The organism is Phenylobacterium sp. LjRoot225 (assembly GCF_964252855.1).
Classification (GTDB): domain Bacteria; phylum Pseudomonadota; class Alphaproteobacteria; order Caulobacterales; family Caulobacteraceae; genus Phenylobacterium.
Genome location: NZ_CAXUPL020000004.1, coordinates 177,832 through 196,324 on the forward strand (window position 1 = coordinate 177,832; position 18,493 = coordinate 196,324).

20 protein-coding genes are annotated in these 18,493 nt (G+C 70.5%); 14 read left to right on the top strand and 6 right to left on the bottom strand.

The annotated features are described in order from the left end of the window. Window positions 1-6 precede the first annotated feature (6 nt). The 9 genes from ACSQ2B_RS20840 to ACSQ2B_RS20880 all read left to right on the top strand — a co-directional run bounded on the left by ACSQ2B_RS20840 (window position 7) and on the right by ACSQ2B_RS20880 (window position 7,947). A complete protein-coding gene (locus tag ACSQ2B_RS20840) occupies window positions 7-159 on the top strand; it encodes a hypothetical protein (RefSeq protein WP_436052903.1) in 153 nt (50 codons plus the stop codon). Continuing rightward, window positions 137-721, top strand: coding sequence for a cytochrome c oxidase assembly protein (locus tag ACSQ2B_RS20845; protein ID WP_436052905.1), 585 nt, complete (start codon window positions 137-139; stop codon window positions 719-721). Before ACSQ2B_RS20840 ends, ACSQ2B_RS20845 begins: the two co-directional genes overlap by 23 nt. A 179-nt stretch (window positions 722-900) precedes the next feature. Then, window positions 901-1,779, top strand: a complete 879-nt coding sequence (locus ACSQ2B_RS20850; RefSeq protein WP_436052907.1) for a cytochrome c oxidase subunit 3 — start codon at window positions 901-903, stop codon at window positions 1,777-1,779. A gap of 2 nt (window positions 1,780-1,781) precedes the next feature. Then, window positions 1,782-2,141, top strand: coding sequence for a DUF983 domain-containing protein (locus ACSQ2B_RS20855; RefSeq protein ID WP_436052909.1), 360 nt, complete (start codon window positions 1,782-1,784; stop codon window positions 2,139-2,141). Further along, a complete protein-coding gene (locus ACSQ2B_RS20860; RefSeq protein ID WP_436052910.1) occupies window positions 2,134-2,901 on the top strand; it encodes an SURF1 family protein in 768 nt (255 codons plus the stop codon). Before ACSQ2B_RS20855 ends, ACSQ2B_RS20860 begins: the two co-directional genes overlap by 8 nt. Further along, window positions 2,902-4,293 (top strand): threonine synthase, encoded by a 1,392-nt coding sequence (gene thrC / locus ACSQ2B_RS20865; RefSeq protein WP_436052911.1) that lies wholly within the window; start codon window positions 2,902-2,904, stop codon window positions 4,291-4,293. It abuts the gene before it with no gap. Further along, window positions 4,268-5,563 (top strand): M16 family metallopeptidase, encoded by a 1,296-nt coding sequence (locus ACSQ2B_RS20870; RefSeq protein ID WP_436052913.1) that lies wholly within the window; start codon window positions 4,268-4,270, stop codon window positions 5,561-5,563. Before thrC ends, ACSQ2B_RS20870 begins: the two co-directional genes overlap by 26 nt. Before the next feature lie 47 nt (window positions 5,564-5,610). Beyond that, window positions 5,611-6,222, top strand: coding sequence for a GNAT family N-acetyltransferase (locus ACSQ2B_RS20875; RefSeq protein WP_436052915.1), 612 nt, complete (start codon window positions 5,611-5,613; stop codon window positions 6,220-6,222). An 84-nt stretch (window positions 6,223-6,306) separates the two neighbouring features. Further along, entirely contained in the window at window positions 6,307-7,947 is a 1,641-nt protein-coding gene (locus ACSQ2B_RS20880) for a putative bifunctional diguanylate cyclase/phosphodiesterase (RefSeq protein ID WP_436052916.1), read from the top strand. Here the strand turns inward: ACSQ2B_RS20880 and ACSQ2B_RS20885 are convergent. Then, the gene (locus ACSQ2B_RS20885; RefSeq protein ID WP_436052918.1) at window positions 7,944-8,507 is read right to left on the bottom strand and encodes a YqgE/AlgH family protein; all 564 of its coding nucleotides are present in this window, start codon (window positions 8,505-8,507) and stop codon (window positions 7,944-7,946) included. The two genes, ACSQ2B_RS20880 and ACSQ2B_RS20885, sit on opposite strands and share 4 nt — an antisense overlap. Before the next feature lie 129 nt (window positions 8,508-8,636). Here ACSQ2B_RS20885 and ACSQ2B_RS20890 point away from each other — a divergent pair, with 129 nt between their 5' ends. Further along, window positions 8,637-9,119, top strand: a complete 483-nt coding sequence (locus ACSQ2B_RS20890) for a peroxiredoxin (protein ID WP_436052920.1) — start codon at window positions 8,637-8,639, stop codon at window positions 9,117-9,119. 148 nt (window positions 9,120-9,267) lie between these two features. Here the strand turns inward: ACSQ2B_RS20890 and ACSQ2B_RS20895 are convergent, their stop codons facing one another. Both ACSQ2B_RS20895 and ACSQ2B_RS20900 read right to left on the bottom strand, forming a co-directional pair. After that, window positions 9,268-9,825, bottom strand: coding sequence for a DNA-3-methyladenine glycosylase (locus ACSQ2B_RS20895; RefSeq protein WP_436052922.1), 558 nt, complete (start codon window positions 9,823-9,825; stop codon window positions 9,268-9,270). A gap of 13 nt (window positions 9,826-9,838) precedes the next feature. Next, complete coding sequence (locus tag ACSQ2B_RS20900) at window positions 9,839-11,584, bottom strand: acyl-CoA dehydrogenase (RefSeq protein ID WP_436052923.1); 1,746 nt, start codon at window positions 11,582-11,584, stop codon at window positions 9,839-9,841. Window positions 11,585-11,734: 150 nt separating this feature from the next. Here ACSQ2B_RS20900 and ACSQ2B_RS20905 point away from each other — a divergent pair, with 150 nt between their 5' ends. Both ACSQ2B_RS20905 and ACSQ2B_RS20910 read left to right on the top strand, forming a co-directional pair. Then, a complete protein-coding gene (locus ACSQ2B_RS20905) occupies window positions 11,735-12,511 on the top strand; it encodes an SDR family NAD(P)-dependent oxidoreductase (protein WP_436052925.1) in 777 nt (258 codons plus the stop codon). 86 nt (window positions 12,512-12,597) lie between these two features. Beyond that, a complete protein-coding gene (locus tag ACSQ2B_RS20910) occupies window positions 12,598-13,521 on the top strand; it encodes an L-threonylcarbamoyladenylate synthase (RefSeq protein WP_436052926.1) in 924 nt (307 codons plus the stop codon). A gap of 6 nt (window positions 13,522-13,527) precedes the next feature. Here ACSQ2B_RS20910 and ACSQ2B_RS20915 read toward each other — a convergent pair whose 3' ends face one another. After that, window positions 13,528-14,169 carry a PaaI family thioesterase gene (locus ACSQ2B_RS20915; protein WP_436052928.1) on the bottom strand — a complete coding sequence of 214 codons (642 nt, stop codon included), beginning with the start codon at window positions 14,167-14,169 and terminating at the stop codon, window positions 13,528-13,530. A gap of 106 nt (window positions 14,170-14,275) precedes the next feature. Further along, window positions 14,276-14,464, bottom strand: coding sequence for a hypothetical protein (locus tag ACSQ2B_RS20920; protein ID WP_436052930.1), 189 nt, complete (start codon window positions 14,462-14,464; stop codon window positions 14,276-14,278). Between the two features lie 179 nt (window positions 14,465-14,643). Between ACSQ2B_RS20920 and ACSQ2B_RS20925 the strand changes: the two genes are divergently transcribed. After that, complete coding sequence (locus tag ACSQ2B_RS20925) at window positions 14,644-15,942, top strand: O-acetylhomoserine aminocarboxypropyltransferase/cysteine synthase family protein (RefSeq protein WP_436052932.1); 1,299 nt, start codon at window positions 14,644-14,646, stop codon at window positions 15,940-15,942. A 48-nt stretch (window positions 15,943-15,990) separates the two neighbouring features. Then, on the top strand, window positions 15,991-17,400 hold the full coding sequence (locus ACSQ2B_RS20930; protein ID WP_436052934.1) for an FAD-binding oxidoreductase: 1,410 nt from the start codon (window positions 15,991-15,993) through the stop codon (window positions 17,398-17,400). A 330-nt stretch (window positions 17,401-17,730) separates the two neighbouring features. Here the strand turns inward: ACSQ2B_RS20930 and ACSQ2B_RS20935 are convergent, their stop codons facing one another. Further along, window positions 17,731-18,441 (bottom strand): hypothetical protein, encoded by a 711-nt coding sequence (locus ACSQ2B_RS20935; protein WP_436052936.1) that lies wholly within the window; start codon window positions 18,439-18,441, stop codon window positions 17,731-17,733. Window positions 18,442-18,493: the final 52 nt, after the last annotated feature.

Below are 18,493 nucleotides of genomic sequence, written 5' to 3' on the forward strand. Positions count from 1 at the left end.
GTTCAAATGAGCAATCCCGCCCGGGAGTCCGAGGCTGAGAGCAAGGCCAGGCGCGGGCGCAATATCGCGCTGGCGCTCGGCCTGTTGCTGTTCGTCGCCCTGATCTTCGTCGTCACCATCGTGAGGCTCGGGTCCAATGTCGCCCAACGCCCCTTCTAAGCGCGAGCTGTCGCCGAAGGCGCGCCGCAACCGCAACGTGGCGGTGATCTGCGGGGCTGTCTTCTTCGGCATGATCGGCGCGGCCTACGCCTCGATCCCGCTCTATCGCGCCTTCTGCCAGGCGACCGGCTTCGACGGCACGGTCCGCCGCGCCAAGGCGGCGCCCACGACGGTCGCGACCCAGTCCGTGACGGTGCGCTTCGACGCCAACGTCCGCGACCTGCCGTGGGACTTCACCGCCGAGCAGACCGCCCAGAAGGTGCAGCTCGGCGAGACCAAGCTGGCCTTCTTCAAGGTGGCGAACAATTCCGACACGCCGGTCACGGCGCGCGCGGTGTTCAACGTCGTGCCGGAACAGGCGGGTCCCTACTTCCAGAAGCTGCAATGCTTCTGCTTCTCCGACCAGACCATCGGCGCTCACCAGACGGTGGAGATGCCGGTGCTCTATTTCGTCGATCCGAAGTACGCCCAGGATTTCGAGACCAAGACCAAGTCGGAGATCACCCTCTCCTACACCTTCTATCCGGCGACCGACGCGCCGCCGGCTGGGCCGAAAAGTTGACTTTGAGCCGTCGCCCCGACTGCGGGGAGACGGTTGGGCGCGGGGCGGCGCATTCCTGCCGCGTTTCCCCTTGGCGGACCCCGCAGGGCGGGGCTATAGCGTCACCCGAACCGGCCTGCGCCCGCCCCGCGATTTGCGGGCTCGTGGCCGCTTGGGGGAATTAGAGGATTAGGACCGAGATGGCCCAAGGCGTGAAGCACGACTATCACCTGCTAAGCCCGAGCCCGTGGCCGCTCGTCGCCTCTGTGTCGGCGACGGTGATGGCGCTGGGCGGGGTCGTCTGGATGAAGGGCCTGTTCGGCCTGCCCAAACACACCTCGTGGCTGTTCTTCATCGGCCTCGCCGGCGTGCTCTACACCATGTTCGGCTGGTGGCGCGACGTGGTGAAGGAAGCCAACCAGGGCGACCACACGCCGGTCGTCTCGCTCGGCCTGCGCTACGGCATGATCCTGTTCATCGCTTCCGAAGTGATGTTCTTCGTCGCCTGGTTCTGGATGTTCTTCGAGATGGCGCTGTTCCATCAGCACCGGACCCTCTCCTCGATCGAAGAAGTGCGAACCGCCTGGGCGACCTGGCCGCCGCACGGCGTCGAGACGGTCTCCGCCTGGCACCTGCCGCTGGTCAACACCCTGACCCTGCTGCTCTCGGGCACGACGGTCACCTGGGCGCACCACGCCCTGCAACAGGGCGACCGCAAGGGCGCCAAGCTCGGCCTGCTGCTGACGGTGCTGCTGGGCGTGCTGTTCACCGCGATCCAGGTGTTCGAGTACGCGCACATCCTCGAGCACAAATACTTCTTCAACACCGAGGCGGTGAACTCGGGCCTCTACGGCTCGACCTTCTTCATGGCCACGGGCTTCCACGGCTTCCACGTGCTGATCGGCACCATCTTCCTGCTGGTCTGCCTGCTGCGCCTGATGAACGGGGCCTTCACCCCGCAGAAGCATTTCGGCTTCGAGGCGGCGGCCTGGTACTGGCACTTCGTCGACGTGGTGTGGCTGTTCCTGTTCGCCTTCATCTACGTGGTGTTCGGGACGCACGCCGGCGGCGCCCACTGATCGTGGCGCACGGCCCCAACCCGTTCCTGGCGGGACTGACGGGCCGCTGCCCCAATTGCGGCGAGGGGCGCCTCTACGAGGGTTTCCTCAAGGTGGCGCCTCAATGCGAAGCCTGCGGCTTCGATCTGGCGGCGGCCGATTCCGGCGATGGGCCGGCGGTCTTCGTCATTCTGATCGCAGGCTTCGTCGTCGCCTTCGCAGCGCTGTTCACCGAAGTGGCGCTCCATCCGCCGGTCTGGGTGCACCTGATCGTCTGGCTGCCGGCCACCTTGATCCTCTGCCTGGCGCTGCTTCGACCCACCAAGGGCCTGCTGCTGGCCTCCCAGTTCAAGAACAAGGCCTCCGAATCCCGTCATGGCTGACAGCTGGGAGCCGCAGCTGCCGCCGGCGCCCGCCGCGTCGCCGCGCGCTACGGGATTTCCGCTTGGCCTGACCGTGGCCACGGCGCTGGCCCTCGTCCTGCTGATCGGTCTCGGCGTCTGGCAGCTGCAGCGGCTGACGTGGAAGGAAGCCCTCCTCGCCCACATCGCCGCCCTGCAGAGCGCGCCGGCGCGGCCGCTGGAGCCCGAGCTCGACGCCCTGGCCGGCGGCCGCAACGTCGACTTCACCCGCGTGCGGCTGTCCTGCCCGGGCCTGGGCGCCGCGCCCTTCCTCGAGCTCTATGGCCTGAAGGACGGCCAGGCCGGCTGGCGCCTGGTCTCGGCCTGCGCCGTGACGAGCAACCGCTACCGCACCGTCCTGGTCGATCGCGGCTTCGTCATCGACACCGTCACGGCGCGGCCCGCGGTCGACCGGACGATCACGGCCCCAGTCGAGGTCGTGGGCGTGCTGCGCATTCCCGACCGCGCCACCTTCATGACGCCGAAGAACGGCGCCGCCGCGGATCGCTGGTATTCGCGCGACGTGCCGGCCATGGCCAAGGCGCTGGGCGCGCCTCTGCCGGCGCCGATCTTCCTGTTCGCCGAGACCTCGTCCAACCCGGGCTTCGCCGCGCTGGAGCCGGCCCCGCTGCCGGCCGAGATCCCCAACCGGCACCTGGATTATGCCTTGACCTGGTTCGGCCTTGCCGCGGCCCTGGCCGGCGTCTATGCCGCCGTCCTCTTGAGAAGGCGGAAGAATTAGATGCGTTACGTCTCGACGCGAGGCCAGTCGCCCGCGGTGGGTTTCGTCGATGCGGTGCTCGCGGGCCTTGCCCCCGACGGCGGCCTCTATGTGCCGGAAACCTGGCCCGCCTTCACGCGCGAGGAGATCGCGGGCTTCGCCGGCCGGCCCTACTATGAGGTCGCCGCCGCGGTGATGGGCGCCTTCGCCGGCGACGAGATCGCGCCTGCGACGCTCACCGAAATGTGCCGCGAGGCCTACGCGACCTTCAAGCACGCCGCGGTCGTCCCGCTCGTCCAGCTGGGCCCCGACACCTTCATGGCCGAGCTGTGGCACGGCCCCAGCCTGGCGTTCAAAGATGTCGCCATGCAGATCCTGGCGCGTCTCTACGACCATGTGCTGGGCCAGCAGAACCGCGTCCAGACCATCCTGTGCGCCACCTCGGGCGACACCGGCGGCGCCGCCGTCGAGGCCTTCCGCGGCCGCAAACACGTCAAGGTGATCGCCCTCTTCCCCGAGGGGCGGATCAGCGAGGTGCAGCGGCGCTTCATGACCACGGCCGCCGACGCCAACGTCGCCTGCGTCGCCGTGCGCGGCACCTTCGACGACTGCCAGGCGATCGTGAAACAGGCCTTCCAGGACCAGGCGCTGCGCCAGGCGGTGGACCTGTCGGGCGTCAACTCGATCAACTTCGCGCGTATCGCCGCCCAGGCGGTCTACTACTTCACCAGCGCGGTTGCGCTGGGCGCGCCTGACCGATCGGTCAGCTTCTGCGTGCCCTCGGGCAATTTCGGCGACGCCTTCGCAGGCTTCGTGGCCAGCCGCATGGGCCTGCCGATCGCCCGCATCGTGGTCGCCACCAATTCCAACGACATCCTGGCCCATGCCTTCGAGGACGGCCGCTACGCCCGCGGCCAGGTGCACGCCACCATGAGCCCGGCGATGGACATCCAGTCGGCGTCCAACTTCGAACGGCTCTATTTCGAGGCGGTCGGCCGCGACGCCGCCGTCACGGCCCAGGCCTTCGAGGGCTTCAATACGACCGGGGTGATCGAGGTCCCGGCGGACGCGCTTTCGGTCATGCGCCAGATGTTCCGCGGCGTCGGCGTCGGCGAGGACGACACCGCCAAGGCCATCGTCGCCACGCTGAATTCCTCGGGCCAGCTGATCGATCCGCACACGGCGGTGGCGGTCTCCGCGCTCGGCCGGGCTGCGGATACGCCCGGCCCGGTCGTGGTGCTGTCCACGGCGCACGCTTCCAAGTTCCCCGAGGACGTGGCCAAGGTGTCCGGCCTTATGCCGCAGTTGCCGCGCGGGGCGGCGGATCTCGCCGACCGGCCCGAGCGTTTTGACCGGCTTGCGGCCGAGACGGAGACGATCAAGGCCTATGTCCGCACCTTCGCCGAGGCCTAAGACGACAGCCCCCCGGGTTCATACCCTCGCCAACGGCGTGCGCGTCGTCTGCGACCCGATGCCGGGGTTGCAGACCGTAGCGCTGTCGGTCGTCGCCGGCCGCGGCGCGCGCAGTGAGGACGCCGCCCGCTCCGGATGGTCGCATCTGCTGGAGCACATGGTCTTCAAGGGGGCCGGCGGTCGCTCGGCCCGCGGGGTCGTCGAGGCCATCGAGGCCGAAGGCGGCCACATCAACGCCGCCACCGGCTATGAGCGCACCAGCTACCAGGTCCGCGCCCTGAAGCATGGCCTGGACCTCGGTTCGGCGGTGATCGCCGACCTGGTGCTGCGCCCGCACATGGACCCGGACGACCTCGCCCGCGAGAAGCAGGTGGTGGGCCAGGAGATCGCCGAGGCCGCCGACGCCCCCGACGACCTCGTCTTCGAGCTGGCCCAGAGCGCGGCCTTCGAGGGCCATTCCCTCGGCCGTTCGATCCTCGGCACCCCGGACTCGATCGCCACCGCGACGCCGGAGACGCTCAGCGCCTGGCGCGGGGCCCTCTATTCCCCCGACAGCCTGGTCGTCAGCGCCGCCGGCGCGGTGGAGGAGGCGCAGGTGCTGGCGCTCGCCGAGCGCGACTACGGCGACGCGAAGGCGGCCGCCCCGCCTCCGGAGGACGAGCCTGCGGCCTTCCACGGCGGCCAGCGTCCGACCCCCAAGCGACTGGAGCAGGCCAACCTCGTGCTGCTGCTGCCGGCCGTCGGCACCCTGCATCCCGACTATTTCGCCCTTCGCCTGCTGGCCGAGATCCTCGGCGGGGGCATGGCCTCGCGGCTGTTCCAGGAGGCCCGCGAGAAGCGCGGCCTGGCCTACGCCATCGACGCCTACTGCGAGACCTACGACGACACCGGCGTGCTCGGCGTCTTCGCCGGCTGCGCGGCGGGCGACGCCGCGGAGTTGGTCAGGGTGGCCGCGGGCGAGATCGCCGGCATGACCACGGCGGTGGACGAGGCCGAGCTCGCCCGCGCCAAGGCCCAGCTGAAGGGCTCGATGTTCATGGCCCGCGAGCAGCCGCTCTCCCGCGCCGAACAGGCCGCCGGCCACGTGTTGATGTTCGGCCGGGTGCTGGAGCCGGAGGAGCTGGCTGCGGAGGTGGACGCTGTCGTCGCGGCCGACCTCGTGCGCCTGACCGAGACCATCCTCGCGCAGCGCCGCAGCGTGGTCGCCGTGCTGGGCCCCAAGGCCTCGATGAAGGCCGCGCCGGCCTTCGAGAAGGCGCTGTTCGGCTAGGGTTCAGCGAAACTTGACGCATTCTGGAAATCGGCGACGCTGCGGGGATGGCCTTGCTGGACTGGATTGCGCCGGAGAGCGGCCTGCGTCTCGACGCGGAGGCGATCTATCTGCGTCCGCCGCGGGCGGCGGACTACGCCGAATGGCGCGAACTGCGGGCGGCTTCGAGGTCCTTCCTGCAGCCCTGGGAGCCGGTCTGGCCCTCCGACGACCTGACCCGCGCGGCATTTCGTCGCCGATTGACGGCCTATGCGCGCGATCGCGATCTCGGCGTGGCCTATCCCTTCTTCATTTTTCGCGGTTCGGACGATGCGCTCACCGGCGGCATCACCCTGTCGAACGTCCGTCGCGGCGTCGCCCAGATGGCTTCGGTGGGCTATTGGTGCGGCCGGCCCTATACGCGCCAGGGCCATACGCTGGCGGCGGTGCGCGCCGTCAGCGATTTCGCCTTCCGCACCCTGGGGCTTCACCGCATTGAAGCGGCCTGCATTCCGGACAACGGCCCCTCGCGACGGCTGCTGGTCAAGGCCGGCTTCGACGAAGAGGGCTACGCCAAAGCTTATTTGAAAATTAACGGCGTTTGGCGAGATCATGTGCTCTTCGGTCAGGTCTCGCCCTTCAGCGCGCCTGAGGGGCCGGATCCCGGGGCGTCGGTGTGAGCGGCGCCTGCAGTTTTTAAGTGCTGCGCTTCGGCTGTTCCTCGCGAACGGCGCGGGCCGCGGTGAGGCAGGCAAGCGCGCCCGATGTCCGACGGCGGCTGGATCTGGGACGTTTCCACGACCCTCGCCGCCCTTGGCGCGGGTGAGGCTGCGCTCTGGGCGTGGTCGCCGGACGACGACCGGCTGCAGCTCGCCGGAGCGGCGCGCGCCCTGGGCCTTGGCCCGCTCGTCCCCGACTGTTCTTCCGCCGCCTTCCGCGCCCTCGTCCTGCCGCAGGACCGCAACCAGGCCGATGAGCTGCTCGAGCCGCGCGCGCCCGGCGCCGAGGTGGTCGCGCGGATCCGGATGCGCGGCGCCGAGCCCTGCGTCTGGCGCGGGCGTTGGCTAGAAGGCGGCCGCGCGACAGGCGTGCTGGCGCCCCAGACCCGGTTCGCCGCCGCCGACCATGACAGCCTGACCGGCCTGCTCGACCGCCGGAGCTTCATCCGCTGCGCCCGCGAGCGCCTTCAGGCGCCCGGCCAGCACCAGCTGGTCGTCGCCGATCTCGACCGTCTGCGCCGGCTGAACGAAGCCCTGGGCCACGAGCGCGCGGACCTGGTGCTGGCGGCGCTGGGCGCGCGGCTCGCGGCCGCGCTGTCGCCGAAGGCCATCGTCGCCCGGATCGGCGAGGATGAGTTCGCCGCCCTGTTCCCGGCCGCGACCGGCCCCGGCGTCGAGCACCTGCGTCGCGAACTGGAACGGCCGATGCGGGTCGCCGGCTTCGACATCCATCCGAAGATGTCGCTGGGCGTGGTCGAGGTCCGCGGCGGACCCGACGCTCCGGAGGCCACCGAGCTGCTGCGCCGCGTGGAGCTGAAGGTCGAAGCCGGCAAGGCGGGCTTCCGGCGCCTCGGCCCTCCGCTGGAAGGCGACGGCCTCTCGCGGCTGGCGCTGGAAGCCGACCTGAAGGGCGCGATCGAACGTGGCGAGCTGGGGCCCTTCTACCAGCCGATCGTGCGTCTGGGGACCGGGGCGCTGGCCGGGTTCGAGGCCCTGGTGCGCTGGCGTCACCCGCGCCGCGGCCTGCTGACGCCCGAACACTTCCTGCCGCTCTGCGAGGAGCTCGGCATGATGGGCGAGCTGGGCGTCATGATGCGCCGCGAGGCCGCCGCCCAGCTGGGCGCCTGGCGGCGCCTGCGACCCGCCGCGGCGGGGCTGACGGTGGCGGTCAACCTGTCGGTGGGCGAGCTGGACCGGCCCGACCTGCTGGCCGAGGCCTGCGACCTGCGCCGCAGCGCCGACCTGCCGCCCGGCGCGCTGAAGCTGGAGGTCACCGAGGGCGACGTGATGCGCGATCCGGAGCGCGCGGCGGTCACCCTGCACAATCTGCGCGCCGCCGGGGTGACCCTGGCCCTGGACGACTTCGGCGTCGGCTTTTCGTCGCTCTCCTATCTGACGCGCCTGCCGTTCGACACGCTGAAGATCGACGGCTACTTCGTGCGCACCATGACCGCCGACCCGGGCTCGGCGAAAATCGTCTCCTCGATCATCAAGCTTGGCCAGGACCTGGCGCTGGAGGTGGTGGCCGAGGGGGTGGAGGACGCCGCCACGGCCCTGCGGCTGCAGGCGCTCGGCTGCGACTACGGCCAGGGCTTCAGCTTCTCGCAGGCGCTCAGCCCTGGCGATGCGCTCGCCTATATCGAAGCCTGCGACGTTGAGGGCCGGCCAGCGCGAAAAGCGGGTTAGGCTCGTCCCGCCGCCGAGCTGAGCCGCTGGGGATCGATGCCGAGCTTGCCGAGCGCGCGGGTCCATTTGGCCGCGTGGCCGCTGTCGAAGATCAGCTGCTCGTCGGCGTCGCAGGTCAGCCAGACGTTCTCCTTGATCTCCGTCTCCAGCTGGCCGGCGCCCCAGCCGGCGTAGCCCAGCGCCAGCAGGGCGCGGCGGGGATGGCCTTCGGCCTGGGCCATGGCCTCAAGAACGTCGCGGGTCGCCGTGATCGCCAGGCCGCCGCCGATCGCCAGGGAGTGCTCGCCGCAGTAGTCGTCGGTGTGCAGCACGAAGCCGCGTTCGCGCTCGACGGGGCCGCCCATCAGCACCAGGTCCGGCGGGGCCTTGATCTCCGACTTGATGTCCAGCCGTTCGAGCAGGTCGGGAACGTTCAGCCCCTCGACCGGCCGGTTCACCGCCAGGCCCATGGCGTGCTCGGGATCGTGGGCGCAGACGAGGATCACGGCGCGCTCGAACCGCGGGTCCGAGATGCCGGGCATGGCGATCAGCAGTTGGCCGGAGAGGAAGCCGTCATCCATCCCCAGGAGATTTGGCCTGGAACGCCAGGCTTTCAAGCGCGATCGTAAGAGGTTGGTTGAAGCGTGCGGAACTGTCGCTATCTGCCAAGCTTGAGATTCGCCCCGTTTGGGGCCTGAGGAGAGACGGCCATGACGATCAAGGTTGGCGACAAGCTGCCGAGCGTGAAGCTGAGCGAAGCCACGGCCGAGGGCCCCAAGCCCGTGACCACCGACGAGGTCTTCAAGGGCAAGCGCGTCGCCCTGTTCGCCGTGCCGGGCGCGTTTACGCCCACCTGTTCGGCCAAGCACCTGCCGGGCTTCCGGCAGCTCGCGGGCGAGATCAAGGCCAGGGGCGTCGACGTGATCGCCTGCATCTCGGTCAATGACGCCTTCGTCATGCGCGCCTGGGCCGAGGACCAGGCGGTCGGCGAGGACATCGTCATGCTGGGCGACGGCAGCGGCGACTTCACCAAGGCGATCGGCCTGGAGATGGACGCCACCGGCTTCGGCATGGGCAAGCGCTCGCAGCGCTATTCGATGCTCGTCGACGACGGCGTGGTGACCGAGCTCAACGTCGAGGCGCCCGGTGAGTTCAAGGTGTCGACCGCGGACTACCTGCTGGCCCAGCTGTAGGCGCTCTCTCCTGCTTACTTCAGCCGTCATGGCCGGGCCCCGTCCCGGCCACCCATGAACGTTGACGGCGCAGGGCGACCTCCGTCGCGCCGTGTGCATGGGTTCCCGGCACAAGGCCGGGAATGACGGCTTTAGGGTGGAGAAGGAACTAGACCTTCGGAAACGGCCTGCTCAGAAACCGCGACCCGGCCTCGCCGAACCGCCAGGGCAGGTCCGCCGCCTTGCTGATGCCGATCCTGGGGCCTTCGACGACCCCCGCCGCTTCGCCCGGCCGAATGGCGAAGGGCGCTTCATCGACCGCCAGGCCGTCGTGGGCGCGGGTGACGGCCAGCGCCTGGCACAGTTTCCCTGGTCCGGAGCAGAGGCTCCGCAGCTCGCTCAAGGCCCGGCGTTCGCGCATCACGGCGATCCCAGCCACGGGCTCCAGGGCGCGGATCAGGACCGCGCTGCCGGGGTCCTCGCCGCAGACCAGGTTCAGGCACCAATGGACGCCGTAGGAGCGATAGACGTAGGCGCGGCCGACCGGCCCGAACATGACGCCGTTGCGCGGCGTGGGGCCGATGAAGCTGTGCGCCGCCGGATCTTCGTGATGATAGGCCTCGGTCTCGACGATCCGCCCGCCGACGCCGTCCAGCGTCAGGGTCCAGCCGATCAGGTCGCGGGCGACCGCGACCGGATGGCGGGCGAAGAAGGCGGCGAAGTCCAAGCGTCAGCCGGGCTCAGCCGACCAGGGCGTCTGGCGTGATCGCGGCCATCTCGGGCAGGGTGTCCATGACGCCCTCGGCGAGGCCGGGGGCCTGGGCCAGGACCTGGCTGGCGTAGAGCTTGGCGAGCGGAGCCTTGGCCTGCAGCCAGGGCGCGTCCGAGCCGGCGGCCGCCAGCGCCTGGCGGGCCAGGACCCAGCCGCCGATGACGTCGCCGGCCAGTTTCAGATAGGGGGTGGCCGAGGTCAGGCTGTCGGCGCCCTGGTGGGCGAGCTGCCAGTCGGTGGCCTTTTCCAGGGCCTGGGCGCCAGCCGCCAGCCGGCGGCCGACCTGGATGAGGTCGGGGCTTTCGGTGAGCGCCTCGGCGGTCAGCAGGATCTCGGCGCAGACCTCGCGCATGGCCGATCCATTGGTCGTCTTCAGCTTGCGCCCCGACAGGTCGATGGCCTGGATGCCGTTGGTCCCCTCGTAGATCGGGGCGATGCGGGCGTCGCGATAGTGCTGGGCCGCGCCAGTCTCCTCGATGAAGCCCATGCCGCCGTGCACCTGCAGGGCGGCCGAGGAAACCTCGACGCCGACGTCGGTCGACCAGGCCTTGGCGATCGGGGTCAAGAGCTCCTGGCGGACCAGGGCGGCGGCGCGGTCCTCCTCGCTGGCGGCGACCTTGGCGAGGTCGGCCAGCACCCCGGTCATCAGGCAGATCCCTCGCGCGGCCTCGATCTTGGCCTTGGCCAGCATCAGGGTGCGGCGCACGTCCGGATGGTCGTAGATCGGCCCCGAGGGGCCGGCGGACCACAGCGCCTTGCCCTGCACCCGCTCCTGGGAAAAGGCCAGGGCCTGCTGGAAGGCCCGCTCGGCGATCGCCACGCCCTGCACCCCGACCTCGAGGCGGGCGGCGTTCATCATGACGAACATGTGCGCCAGGCCCTGGTTCAGCTCGCCGACCAGCTCGGCCTGGGCCCCGTCGTAGAGCATGACGCAGGTGGGCGAGCCGTGGATGCCCATCTTGTGCTCGATGGAGATCGGCCGGAAGTCGTTCGGGCTCCCGAGCTCGCCGTCCTCGTCGATCAGCCGCTTGGAGGTGAGGAACAGGCTGATGCCCTTCACCCCGGGCGGGGCGTCGGGGGTGCGGGCGATGACCAGATGGACGAGATTGTCCGTCATGTCGTGGTCGCCCCAGGTGATGAAGATCTTCTGGCCGTAGAGCCGGTAGCCGCCCGCGCCGTCGGGCCTGGCGACGGCGGCCAGCGCCGCCAGGTCGGTGCCGGCCTGGGGCTCGGTCAGCACCATGGCCCCGGTCCATTCGCCGCTGACCAGCTTGGGCAGGACCAGACGTTTCTGCCGCTCGGTGCCGTGCAGGGTCAGCGCCTCGATCGCCGCCAGGCTGAGCATGGGGCAAAGGCCGAAGCTCATGTTGGCCGACTGCACCATCTCCGAGACCGCCAGCTCGACGGCCTTCGGCAGGCCCTGGCCGCCGTGCTCCGGGTCCGCCGTCAGCGATGTCCAGCCGTCCCGGGCGAAGGCCCGGTAGGCTTCGGCGAAGCCGGGGACCGGGGTGACCTTGCCGTTGGCGTAGGTCGCGCCGATCTGGTCGCCCGCCCGGTTCAGCGGGGCCAGCACCTCGCCCGCGAAGGCGCCCGCCGCCTCCAGGATCGCCTCGACGGTCTCGAAGTCGGTCTCCGGATAGCGCTCCAGCACGGCCTCGAAGCCCGCCGTCTTCAGGGCGAAGGCCAGCTCACGGACAGGCGCGCGGAAGGTCATGGATCAGGCCCCAGACTGGAGAAATCGCTCAGAAGTGAACAGGCGCTCTTTAGGCCATGGAAAACGGTCATCCAAGCGAGGCGGTCCGGGAACCATCCCCGCGACCCACCGTTGGCGGCCGGAGCCCAAACATCGCCCAGGATGCTCGACATGGCCGAAGCTCTCCGTCCCCTCGCCGTCGTCACCGGCGCCTCCTCCGGCATCGGCTACGAGCTCGCCAAGCTTGCCGCGGAGAACGGCCACGACCTGGTCCTGGCCGCCGACCGTCCGGAGATCGTCGAGGCGGCCCAGGCGCTCCGCCAACTGGGCGGCTGGGTCGACCACATCCAGGTCGATCTCGCCACACGCGACGGCGAGGAGAAGCTCATCGCGCTGATCGGCGATCGTCCGGTCGACCTCCTGATGGCCAACGCCGGCCACGGGCTGGGCCGTGGCTTCCTCGACCAGCAGCTGAACGAGTGGCGCCATGTGATCGACACCAACATCACCGGAACGCTCTATCTGGTGCACAGGCTGGGCCAGAAGATGCGCGAGCGGGACCGCGGCCGGATCCTCTTCGTCGGCTCGATCGCCGCCCTGATGCCGGGGATCTCCCAGGCGGTCTACAACGCCAGCAAGGCCTTCATCGATTCCTTCTCCCTCGCCCTGAGGCGGGAGCTGAAGGACACCGGGATCACCGTGACCTGCCTGCTGCCCGGGGCGACCGACACCGACTTCTTCGAGCGTGCGGGCATTTCGGACAGCAAGGTCCGGACCTCCAGGAAGGACGACCCCGCCATGGTCGCCAAAGTCGGCTTCGAAGCGATGATGAGGGGCGAGGGCGACGTGGTCGCCGGTTTCAAGAACAGGTTCCGCGCGGCCGTAATCCCGCAGAGTTCGTTCGCCGAGATGTACAGGGGGATGGCGGAGCCGGGGGCAGGTCGCTAGGCGGGCCGGGATGACGGTTTGGGGTTGGGACGCGGCCGGTGTAACCAGCCATCGTGCCAGACGCGCCGCCAAATCCGACCGAAGGCTTGACCGACGACGCCGCGCTCGCAACGGCGGTCGCCGCTCTGCGCGCCGGCGGGTTGGTGATTCTGCCGACCGAGACGGTCTACGGGCTGGCGGCGAACGCGTCCGACCCGCGCGCCGTCGCCGCGGTCTATGAGGCCAAGGGCCGGCCGAGCTTCAATCCGCTGATCGCCCACGTGGCCGACCTGGCGGCCGCGCGCCGCATCGCCCGTTTCGACGCCCGCGCCGAGCGCCTGGCCGAGGCCTTCTGGCCGGGGCCGCTGACCCTGGTGCTGCCGGTCGCCGACGATCAGGCGGTGTGCGATCTCGCCCGTGCGGGCCTCGACACGGTGGCGGTGCGCGCCCCGGCCCATCCGCTGGCGCGCCGGCTGCTCAGCGCCTTCGGCGGTCCGGTCGTCGCCCCGTCCGCCAACCGCTCCGGCCGCCCGAGCCCGACCACCTTCGCCGATGCGCTGGAGGAGACCGGCGCCGCCGCGGCCGCGGCTCTGGACGGCGGTCCCTGCGCCGTGGGTCTGGAATCGACCGTCGTGGCCCTGCTCGACGAGGCCCGGCTGCTTAGGCCCGGCGCGGTGACGCGGGCCGAGATCGAGGCTTTGATCGGGCCGTTGGCCGAGGCGGAGGCCGACGCCAAGCGCTCGCCGGGCCGGCTCGCCCGGCACTATGCGCCCAAGGCGCCGGTTCGGTTGGATGCGACGCCCGGGCCCGGTGAAGCCTATCTCGCCTTCGGCCCGACGCCGAAAGCGGAGGGGGTCTGGAACCTGAGCCCCGCGGGGGACCTCCGCGAAGCCGCCGCGAACCTCTTCGCCCATCTGCGCGCCGCCGATCGCAGCGCGCCGTCGGCCATCGCCGTCGCGCCGATCCCGCACGAAGGGCTGGGCGAGGCGATCAACGACCGGCTGAAGCGCGCCGCCGGGTTCGTCGGCTGATCCGCCTCAGCGCTGGTCCGGCTTCAGCGCGACGAACAGGCCCTCGGCGTCGGCGCAGACCACGTCGCCATGGCGAAGCTCGCCACGGACGAAATATTTGCGGCCCTCCTGCCGGTCGAGCCAGCCGCGGACCTCCAGCCGGGTGTCCAGCGGGGTGAGCGCGCGGAAGTCGGTCTTCAGATAGGCGGTGCGCAGCCGCAGGCCCGGCTGCCCGGCCGCACGGCCCAGCACCTCGTCGAACATCAGCGGCAGGGTTCCGCCGTGCACCGCCCCGTTCACGCCCAGGAAGTAGCGGCCGAAGGTGACGTGGCCGCGGAAGTCGCCGACCTCCTGTTTCTCGACGACCAGGGCGGGCGACATGGTCTGGCCGCGCCCGGGCTGGTCCAGCAGGCGGGCGAACAGCTGGTCGCGCTCCTCGACGGCGCAGGCCTGCAGCCGTTCGGACCAGGCCTTGAGGTCGTGGGTCAGGTCGGCGAGCGTCGCCGGGTCCGGCCGGGCGCCGGAGACCTTGTCGAGAAAGCCGCGCAGCAGGTCAATCATCTCGCCGTAGGGGACGGCGACGTCCGCCGACAGCCTGCCCCGATCGGGCCAGGCGTGATCGTGGGACGGTTCGGAGGACGGCTCGGGGCTCGAGGACTCGTCGCGCAAGACGCAAGGCTCCCTGTTCCTGACGGCGGAGATCAAGCCTTACCGGCCCCGGAGCCATGCGGCCATAGCCAAGCCAAGGGTATCGCTGCGGCGAAGCGGAGCGGGTTCAGGCGACCACGTCGCTGCACGGAAAAACGCCGACCTTGCGCGGGCCCTGCCAGAGCTCGACGCTGGGGGTTCCCTCGTCGCAGAGCGAATGCGCCATCCGCCGCGCGTCCTGCTCGCTCTCGGCCTCGATCCATTCGCCGCTGATGATCGCGCCCGCCCGATTGAGCCTGTAGACCCGGTAGCTCACGTGAAGACCCTCGCGGGAATGCTCGCCCATATCGGCAGACTAGGCCGCGCCAGGCTTCTTGCCGATGTGGCATGAGGAAGCTCGACCGCGCGATCACCCCTCTAGCGGTCGGTTACGCAGCTATGCAATTTGTCGGTGTCCAGCTCGCCCCCCGGCGAGGCGCGAGAAGGGAACCCGTCATGTCCGAGCCGCAACTTCGCCCCGAGACCCTGGCGGTGCACGCCGGCTGGCGCGCCGATCCGTCGACCGGCTCGGTGGCGGTGCCGATCCACCAGACCACCTCCTACCAGTTCCGCGACGCCGACCACGCCGCCGCCCTCTTCTCGCTCCAAGAGATGGGCAACATCTACACCCGGATCATGAACCCGACGACCGACGTGCTCGAGAAGCGGATCGCCGCGCTCGAGGGCGGGGTCGCGGCGCTGGCGGTCGCCTCGGGCCAGGCGGCCTCGGCGTTCGCGGTGCAGAACCTGGCGCGGGCGGGCGACAATATCGTCAGCTCCACCGCCCTCTACGGCGGCACCTGGAACCTGTTCGCCAACACCCTCAGGGACCAGGGGGTCGAGGTCCGCTTCGTCGATCCGGACGAGCCCGAAGCCTTCCGCCGGGCCACCGACGCCCGCACCCGGGCCTATTACGCCGAGACCCTGCCGAACCCGCTGCTGGAGGTCTTCCCGATCGCCCCGGTGGCGGCCATCGGCCGCGAGCTGGGCGTGCCGCTGATCATGGACAATACGGCCGCGCCCCTGCTCTGCCGGCCGCTCGACCATGGGGCGGCGATCGTCGTCTATTCGGCGACCAAATACCTGGGCGGTCACGGGACCTCGATCGGCGGGCTGATCGTCGACGGCGGCAATTTCGACTGGGCCGCCTTCCCGGAACGCCAGCCGCTGCTGAACACCCCGGACGCCTCCTATCACGGGGCGATCTGGACCGAAGCCGTCAAGCCGCTGGGGCCGGTCGCCTACATCATCCGCGCCCGCGTGATCCTGCTGCGCGACCTCGGCGCGTCGCTGTCGCCGTTCAACGCCTTCCAGATCATCCAGGGCGTCGAGACCGTGGCCCTGCGCATGGAGCGCCACTGCGCCAACGCCCGCCGCGTGGCCGATCACCTGGCGGAGCGCGAAGGCGTCGCCCGGGTGATCTATCCCTCCCTGCAGAGCGGTAAGGCCCAGGCGCGCGCCGACGCCTACCTCAAGGGCGGCTACGGCGGCCTGGTGGGCTTCGAGCTGGAGGGTGGGATCGAGGCCGGCAAGCGGTTCATCGACGCCCTGCAGCTCTTCTACCACGTGGCCAATATCGGCGACGCCCGCAGCCTGGCCATCCACCCGGCCTCGACCACCCACTCCCAGCTGACGGCCGAGGAGCAGGCGGCGACCGGAGTGACCCCAGGCTATGTGCGCCTCTCCGTCGGCATCGAGCACATCGACGACATCCTGGCCGACCTGGAGCAGGCGCTGACGGCCGCCGGCGTCTAGCGGAATCGGGAGTCCACGGCGCGCGCCTGAGGGATTATCCTCAGGCGCATGACCGCGCCCGTTCCCGCCGACGTCCTCTCCCGCCTGAAGTCCGTGCTGGGCGAGGGCGGCTGGAGCCAGGATCCCGACCGCCTCGCGCCCAAGCTGCTGGAGTGGCGCGACCGCTGGCGCGGGACGACCCCGCTGCTGGTGCTGCCGAAGACCACCGCGGACGTCGCCGCGATCGTCGGCATCTGTTTCGAGGCCGGCGTGGCGATCACGCCCCAGGGCGGCAACACCGGCCTGGTCGGCGGCCAGATCCCCCAGGGCGAGGTGCTGCTCTCGACCGAGCGCATGCGCGCCATCCGCGAGATCGACGTCGACGACGAGGTGATCGTCGTCGAGGCCGGCGCGACGCTCGCCGCCGTGCACGAGGCCGCCGCCGAGGTCCGGCGGCGGTTCCCCATCGGCCTGGCCTCGGAGGGGACCGCGACCGTGGGCGGGGTGATCTCCACCAACGCCGGCGGCACCCAGGTGCTGCGCTACGGCATGGCGCGCAACCTGGTCCTGGGATTGGAAGCCGTGCTCCCCAACGGGGAGATCTGGCAGGGCCTGAAGCGGCTGCGCAAGGACAACACCGGCTACGACCTCAAACAGCTGCTGATCGGGGCGGAAGGCACCTTGGGCGTGGTCACCGCCGCGGCGCTGAAGCTCTTCCCGCTGATGGCCTCGCGGGCGGTGGCCTTCGCTGGGGTCGCGAGCCCCGAGGCGGCGATCCGCCTGCTGGCCCGCGCCAAGGAGGAGACCGGCGGCGGGGTCGAGGCCTTCGAAATCATGGCCCGTCAGGGGATCGACTTCGTGCTGAAGAACATCCCCGGCGCCCGCGATCCGCTGGCCGAGGCCTATCCCTGGTACCTGCTGGCCGAGTTCGGCTCCGGCGAGCCGGGCGCCTCGGAGGCCGCCATGGAGCGCTTCCTGGAGCGCGGGCTGGAGGACGGGCTGATCCAGGACGCCGTGGTCGCCCAGACCGACGCCCAGGCCAAGGCGATCTGGAATCTGCGCGAGAACCAGTCGCCCGCCCAGAAGACCGAAGGCGCGACCTGGAAGCACGACGTCGCCGTGCCGGTCAGCCAGGTGACCACCTTCCTGCGCGAGGCGGACGCGATCGTGCGCGCCGTGGTCCCGGACGCCCGCATCGTCGCCTTCGGCCACATCGGCGACGGCAACATCCACTATGACGTCCTGCGCCCCGACGGCGGCGTCGACGCCGAGCATTCCGCCCGGCGCGACGCCGGCTCGCGGCAGGTGCACGACCTGGTGGCCCGGCTGGGCGGCTCGATCTCCGCCGAGCACGGCCTGGGCGCGATGAAGACCGAGGAGGCGCGGCGCTACAAGAGCCCGGTGGAGATCGCGGCGCTGGTCGCCATCCGCAACGCGCTGGATCCCAAGCGGATCATGAACCCGCGGGTGTTGTTCTAGAAGATTTGGAACCACGGAAGGCACGGAAAGCACGGAAGGGGGCCGTCCACGGGCCCCACGAACCCGTGCCTTCTCACATCTCTCCGTCATGGCCGGGCTCGTCCCGGCCACCCATGATCACCGCCCGGCGTGAATGTGCATAGGTTCCCGGCACGAGGCCGGGAATGACGGATGTGGAGAGGGCGAGGAGCCACGCCAGTCACGCCCGCGCGGCCGAGAGCCGGGCTGAAGTGGTCCACGAAATACACGAAATACACGAAAGGGGCCGCGCCGAGAGGGGGCGTTCGTCCGGCGTCCGGTGGATTGGGCGACCGGCCTTGGGCCGGTCAGTCATGGCGCCTGGCTCAAGGTCTTTCGTGTATTTCGTGTATTTCGTGGACCGACTTTCCGACGCGGAGCGGCGGGCGGGTCTGGCCCGCCCAGGGCCGCGAGCGGCGCCGCGGCCGTGCGGGCTTCGATCTCTTCCTGCGCCCAGGCCTCCTGCGCGAGGCTGGGCCAGTCGGGGGAGAGGCCGAGGTCGCGGCAGACCCGGTCGATGATCTCGCTGACCGACCTTTCGGCCAGGTCGCCGTAGATGTCGTCGCGCTCCAGCCGCTCATGGGCCTCGCCGGCCAGGCGCTCGCCCTCGGCCTCGCTCGTGGCCTCTTTCTCGATCACCCGGTCGAGGACGCGGTCGACGCGCTCCCTGTGAGCCTGGGCGCGCAGCTGCCGGTCGCGCTCGGCCTTGCAGCGCTGTTCGTAGAGGCGGCTGCCGGCGGCCCGGTCCAGCGCCTGCAAGCCCTCCAGCACGCTCGACTGCAGGGCCAGGCTCAGCCGCACGGCCCGCGAGACCCGGGCGTAGGCGAGCGCCGCGTCACCTGCGGCCAGCTTGGCGCCCTCGGCTGTCACCTGCTGTTCGAGGGCGCCGGCGATGGACAGCCCGATCTCCGCCAGCCGCCCCAGCACCTGCAGCTGCCGCTGGGCCACGGCGCGGGCCTGCGCCTCGGCCTCCCAGGCGTCGGCCTGGGGCTCGGGGGCGGAGGTTGCGGCGGCGGCGGTCATGCGGCGAACAAACCACGAACGATTGGTGGGGTTTGTCAAGCCGTGGCGAGCC

What these genes read in the sequence shown, in the direction of transcription:
- ACSQ2B_RS20840 (WP_436052903.1), top strand. Translation starts at nt 7, where the DNA reads ATGAGCAATCCCGCCCGGGAGTCCGAGGCTGAGAGCAAGGCCAGGCGC.
- ACSQ2B_RS20845 (WP_436052905.1), top strand. Translation starts at nt 137, where the DNA reads ATGTCGCCCAACGCCCCTTCTAAGCGCGAGCTGTCGCCGAAGGCGCGC.
- ACSQ2B_RS20850 (WP_436052907.1), top strand. Translation starts at nt 901, where the DNA reads ATGGCCCAAGGCGTGAAGCACGACTATCACCTGCTAAGCCCGAGCCCG.
- ACSQ2B_RS20860 (WP_436052910.1), top strand. Translation starts at nt 2,134, where the DNA reads ATGGCTGACAGCTGGGAGCCGCAGCTGCCGCCGGCGCCCGCCGCGTCG.
- thrC (WP_436052911.1), top strand. Translation starts at nt 2,902, where the DNA reads ATGCGTTACGTCTCGACGCGAGGCCAGTCGCCCGCGGTGGGTTTCGTC.
- ACSQ2B_RS20870 (WP_436052913.1), top strand. Translation starts at nt 4,268, where the DNA reads ATGTCCGCACCTTCGCCGAGGCCTAAGACGACAGCCCCCCGGGTTCAT.
- ACSQ2B_RS20875 (WP_436052915.1), top strand. Translation starts at nt 5,611, where the DNA reads ATGGCCTTGCTGGACTGGATTGCGCCGGAGAGCGGCCTGCGTCTCGAC.
- ACSQ2B_RS20880 (WP_436052916.1), top strand. Translation starts at nt 6,307, where the DNA reads ATGTCCGACGGCGGCTGGATCTGGGACGTTTCCACGACCCTCGCCGCC.
- ACSQ2B_RS20885 (WP_436052918.1), bottom strand. Translation starts at nt 8,507, where the DNA reads ATGGATGACGGCTTCCTCTCCGGCCAACTGCTGATCGCCATGCCCGGC.
- ACSQ2B_RS20890 (WP_436052920.1), top strand. Translation starts at nt 8,637, where the DNA reads ATGACGATCAAGGTTGGCGACAAGCTGCCGAGCGTGAAGCTGAGCGAA.
- ACSQ2B_RS20900 (WP_436052923.1), bottom strand. Translation starts at nt 11,584, where the DNA reads ATGACCTTCCGCGCGCCTGTCCGTGAGCTGGCCTTCGCCCTGAAGACG.
- ACSQ2B_RS20905 (WP_436052925.1), top strand. Translation starts at nt 11,735, where the DNA reads ATGGCCGAAGCTCTCCGTCCCCTCGCCGTCGTCACCGGCGCCTCCTCC.
- ACSQ2B_RS20925 (WP_436052932.1), top strand. Translation starts at nt 14,644, where the DNA reads ATGTCCGAGCCGCAACTTCGCCCCGAGACCCTGGCGGTGCACGCCGGC.
- ACSQ2B_RS20930 (WP_436052934.1), top strand. Translation starts at nt 15,991, where the DNA reads ATGACCGCGCCCGTTCCCGCCGACGTCCTCTCCCGCCTGAAGTCCGTG.
- ACSQ2B_RS20935 (WP_436052936.1), bottom strand. Translation starts at nt 18,441, where the DNA reads ATGACCGCCGCCGCCGCAACCTCCGCCCCCGAGCCCCAGGCCGACGCC.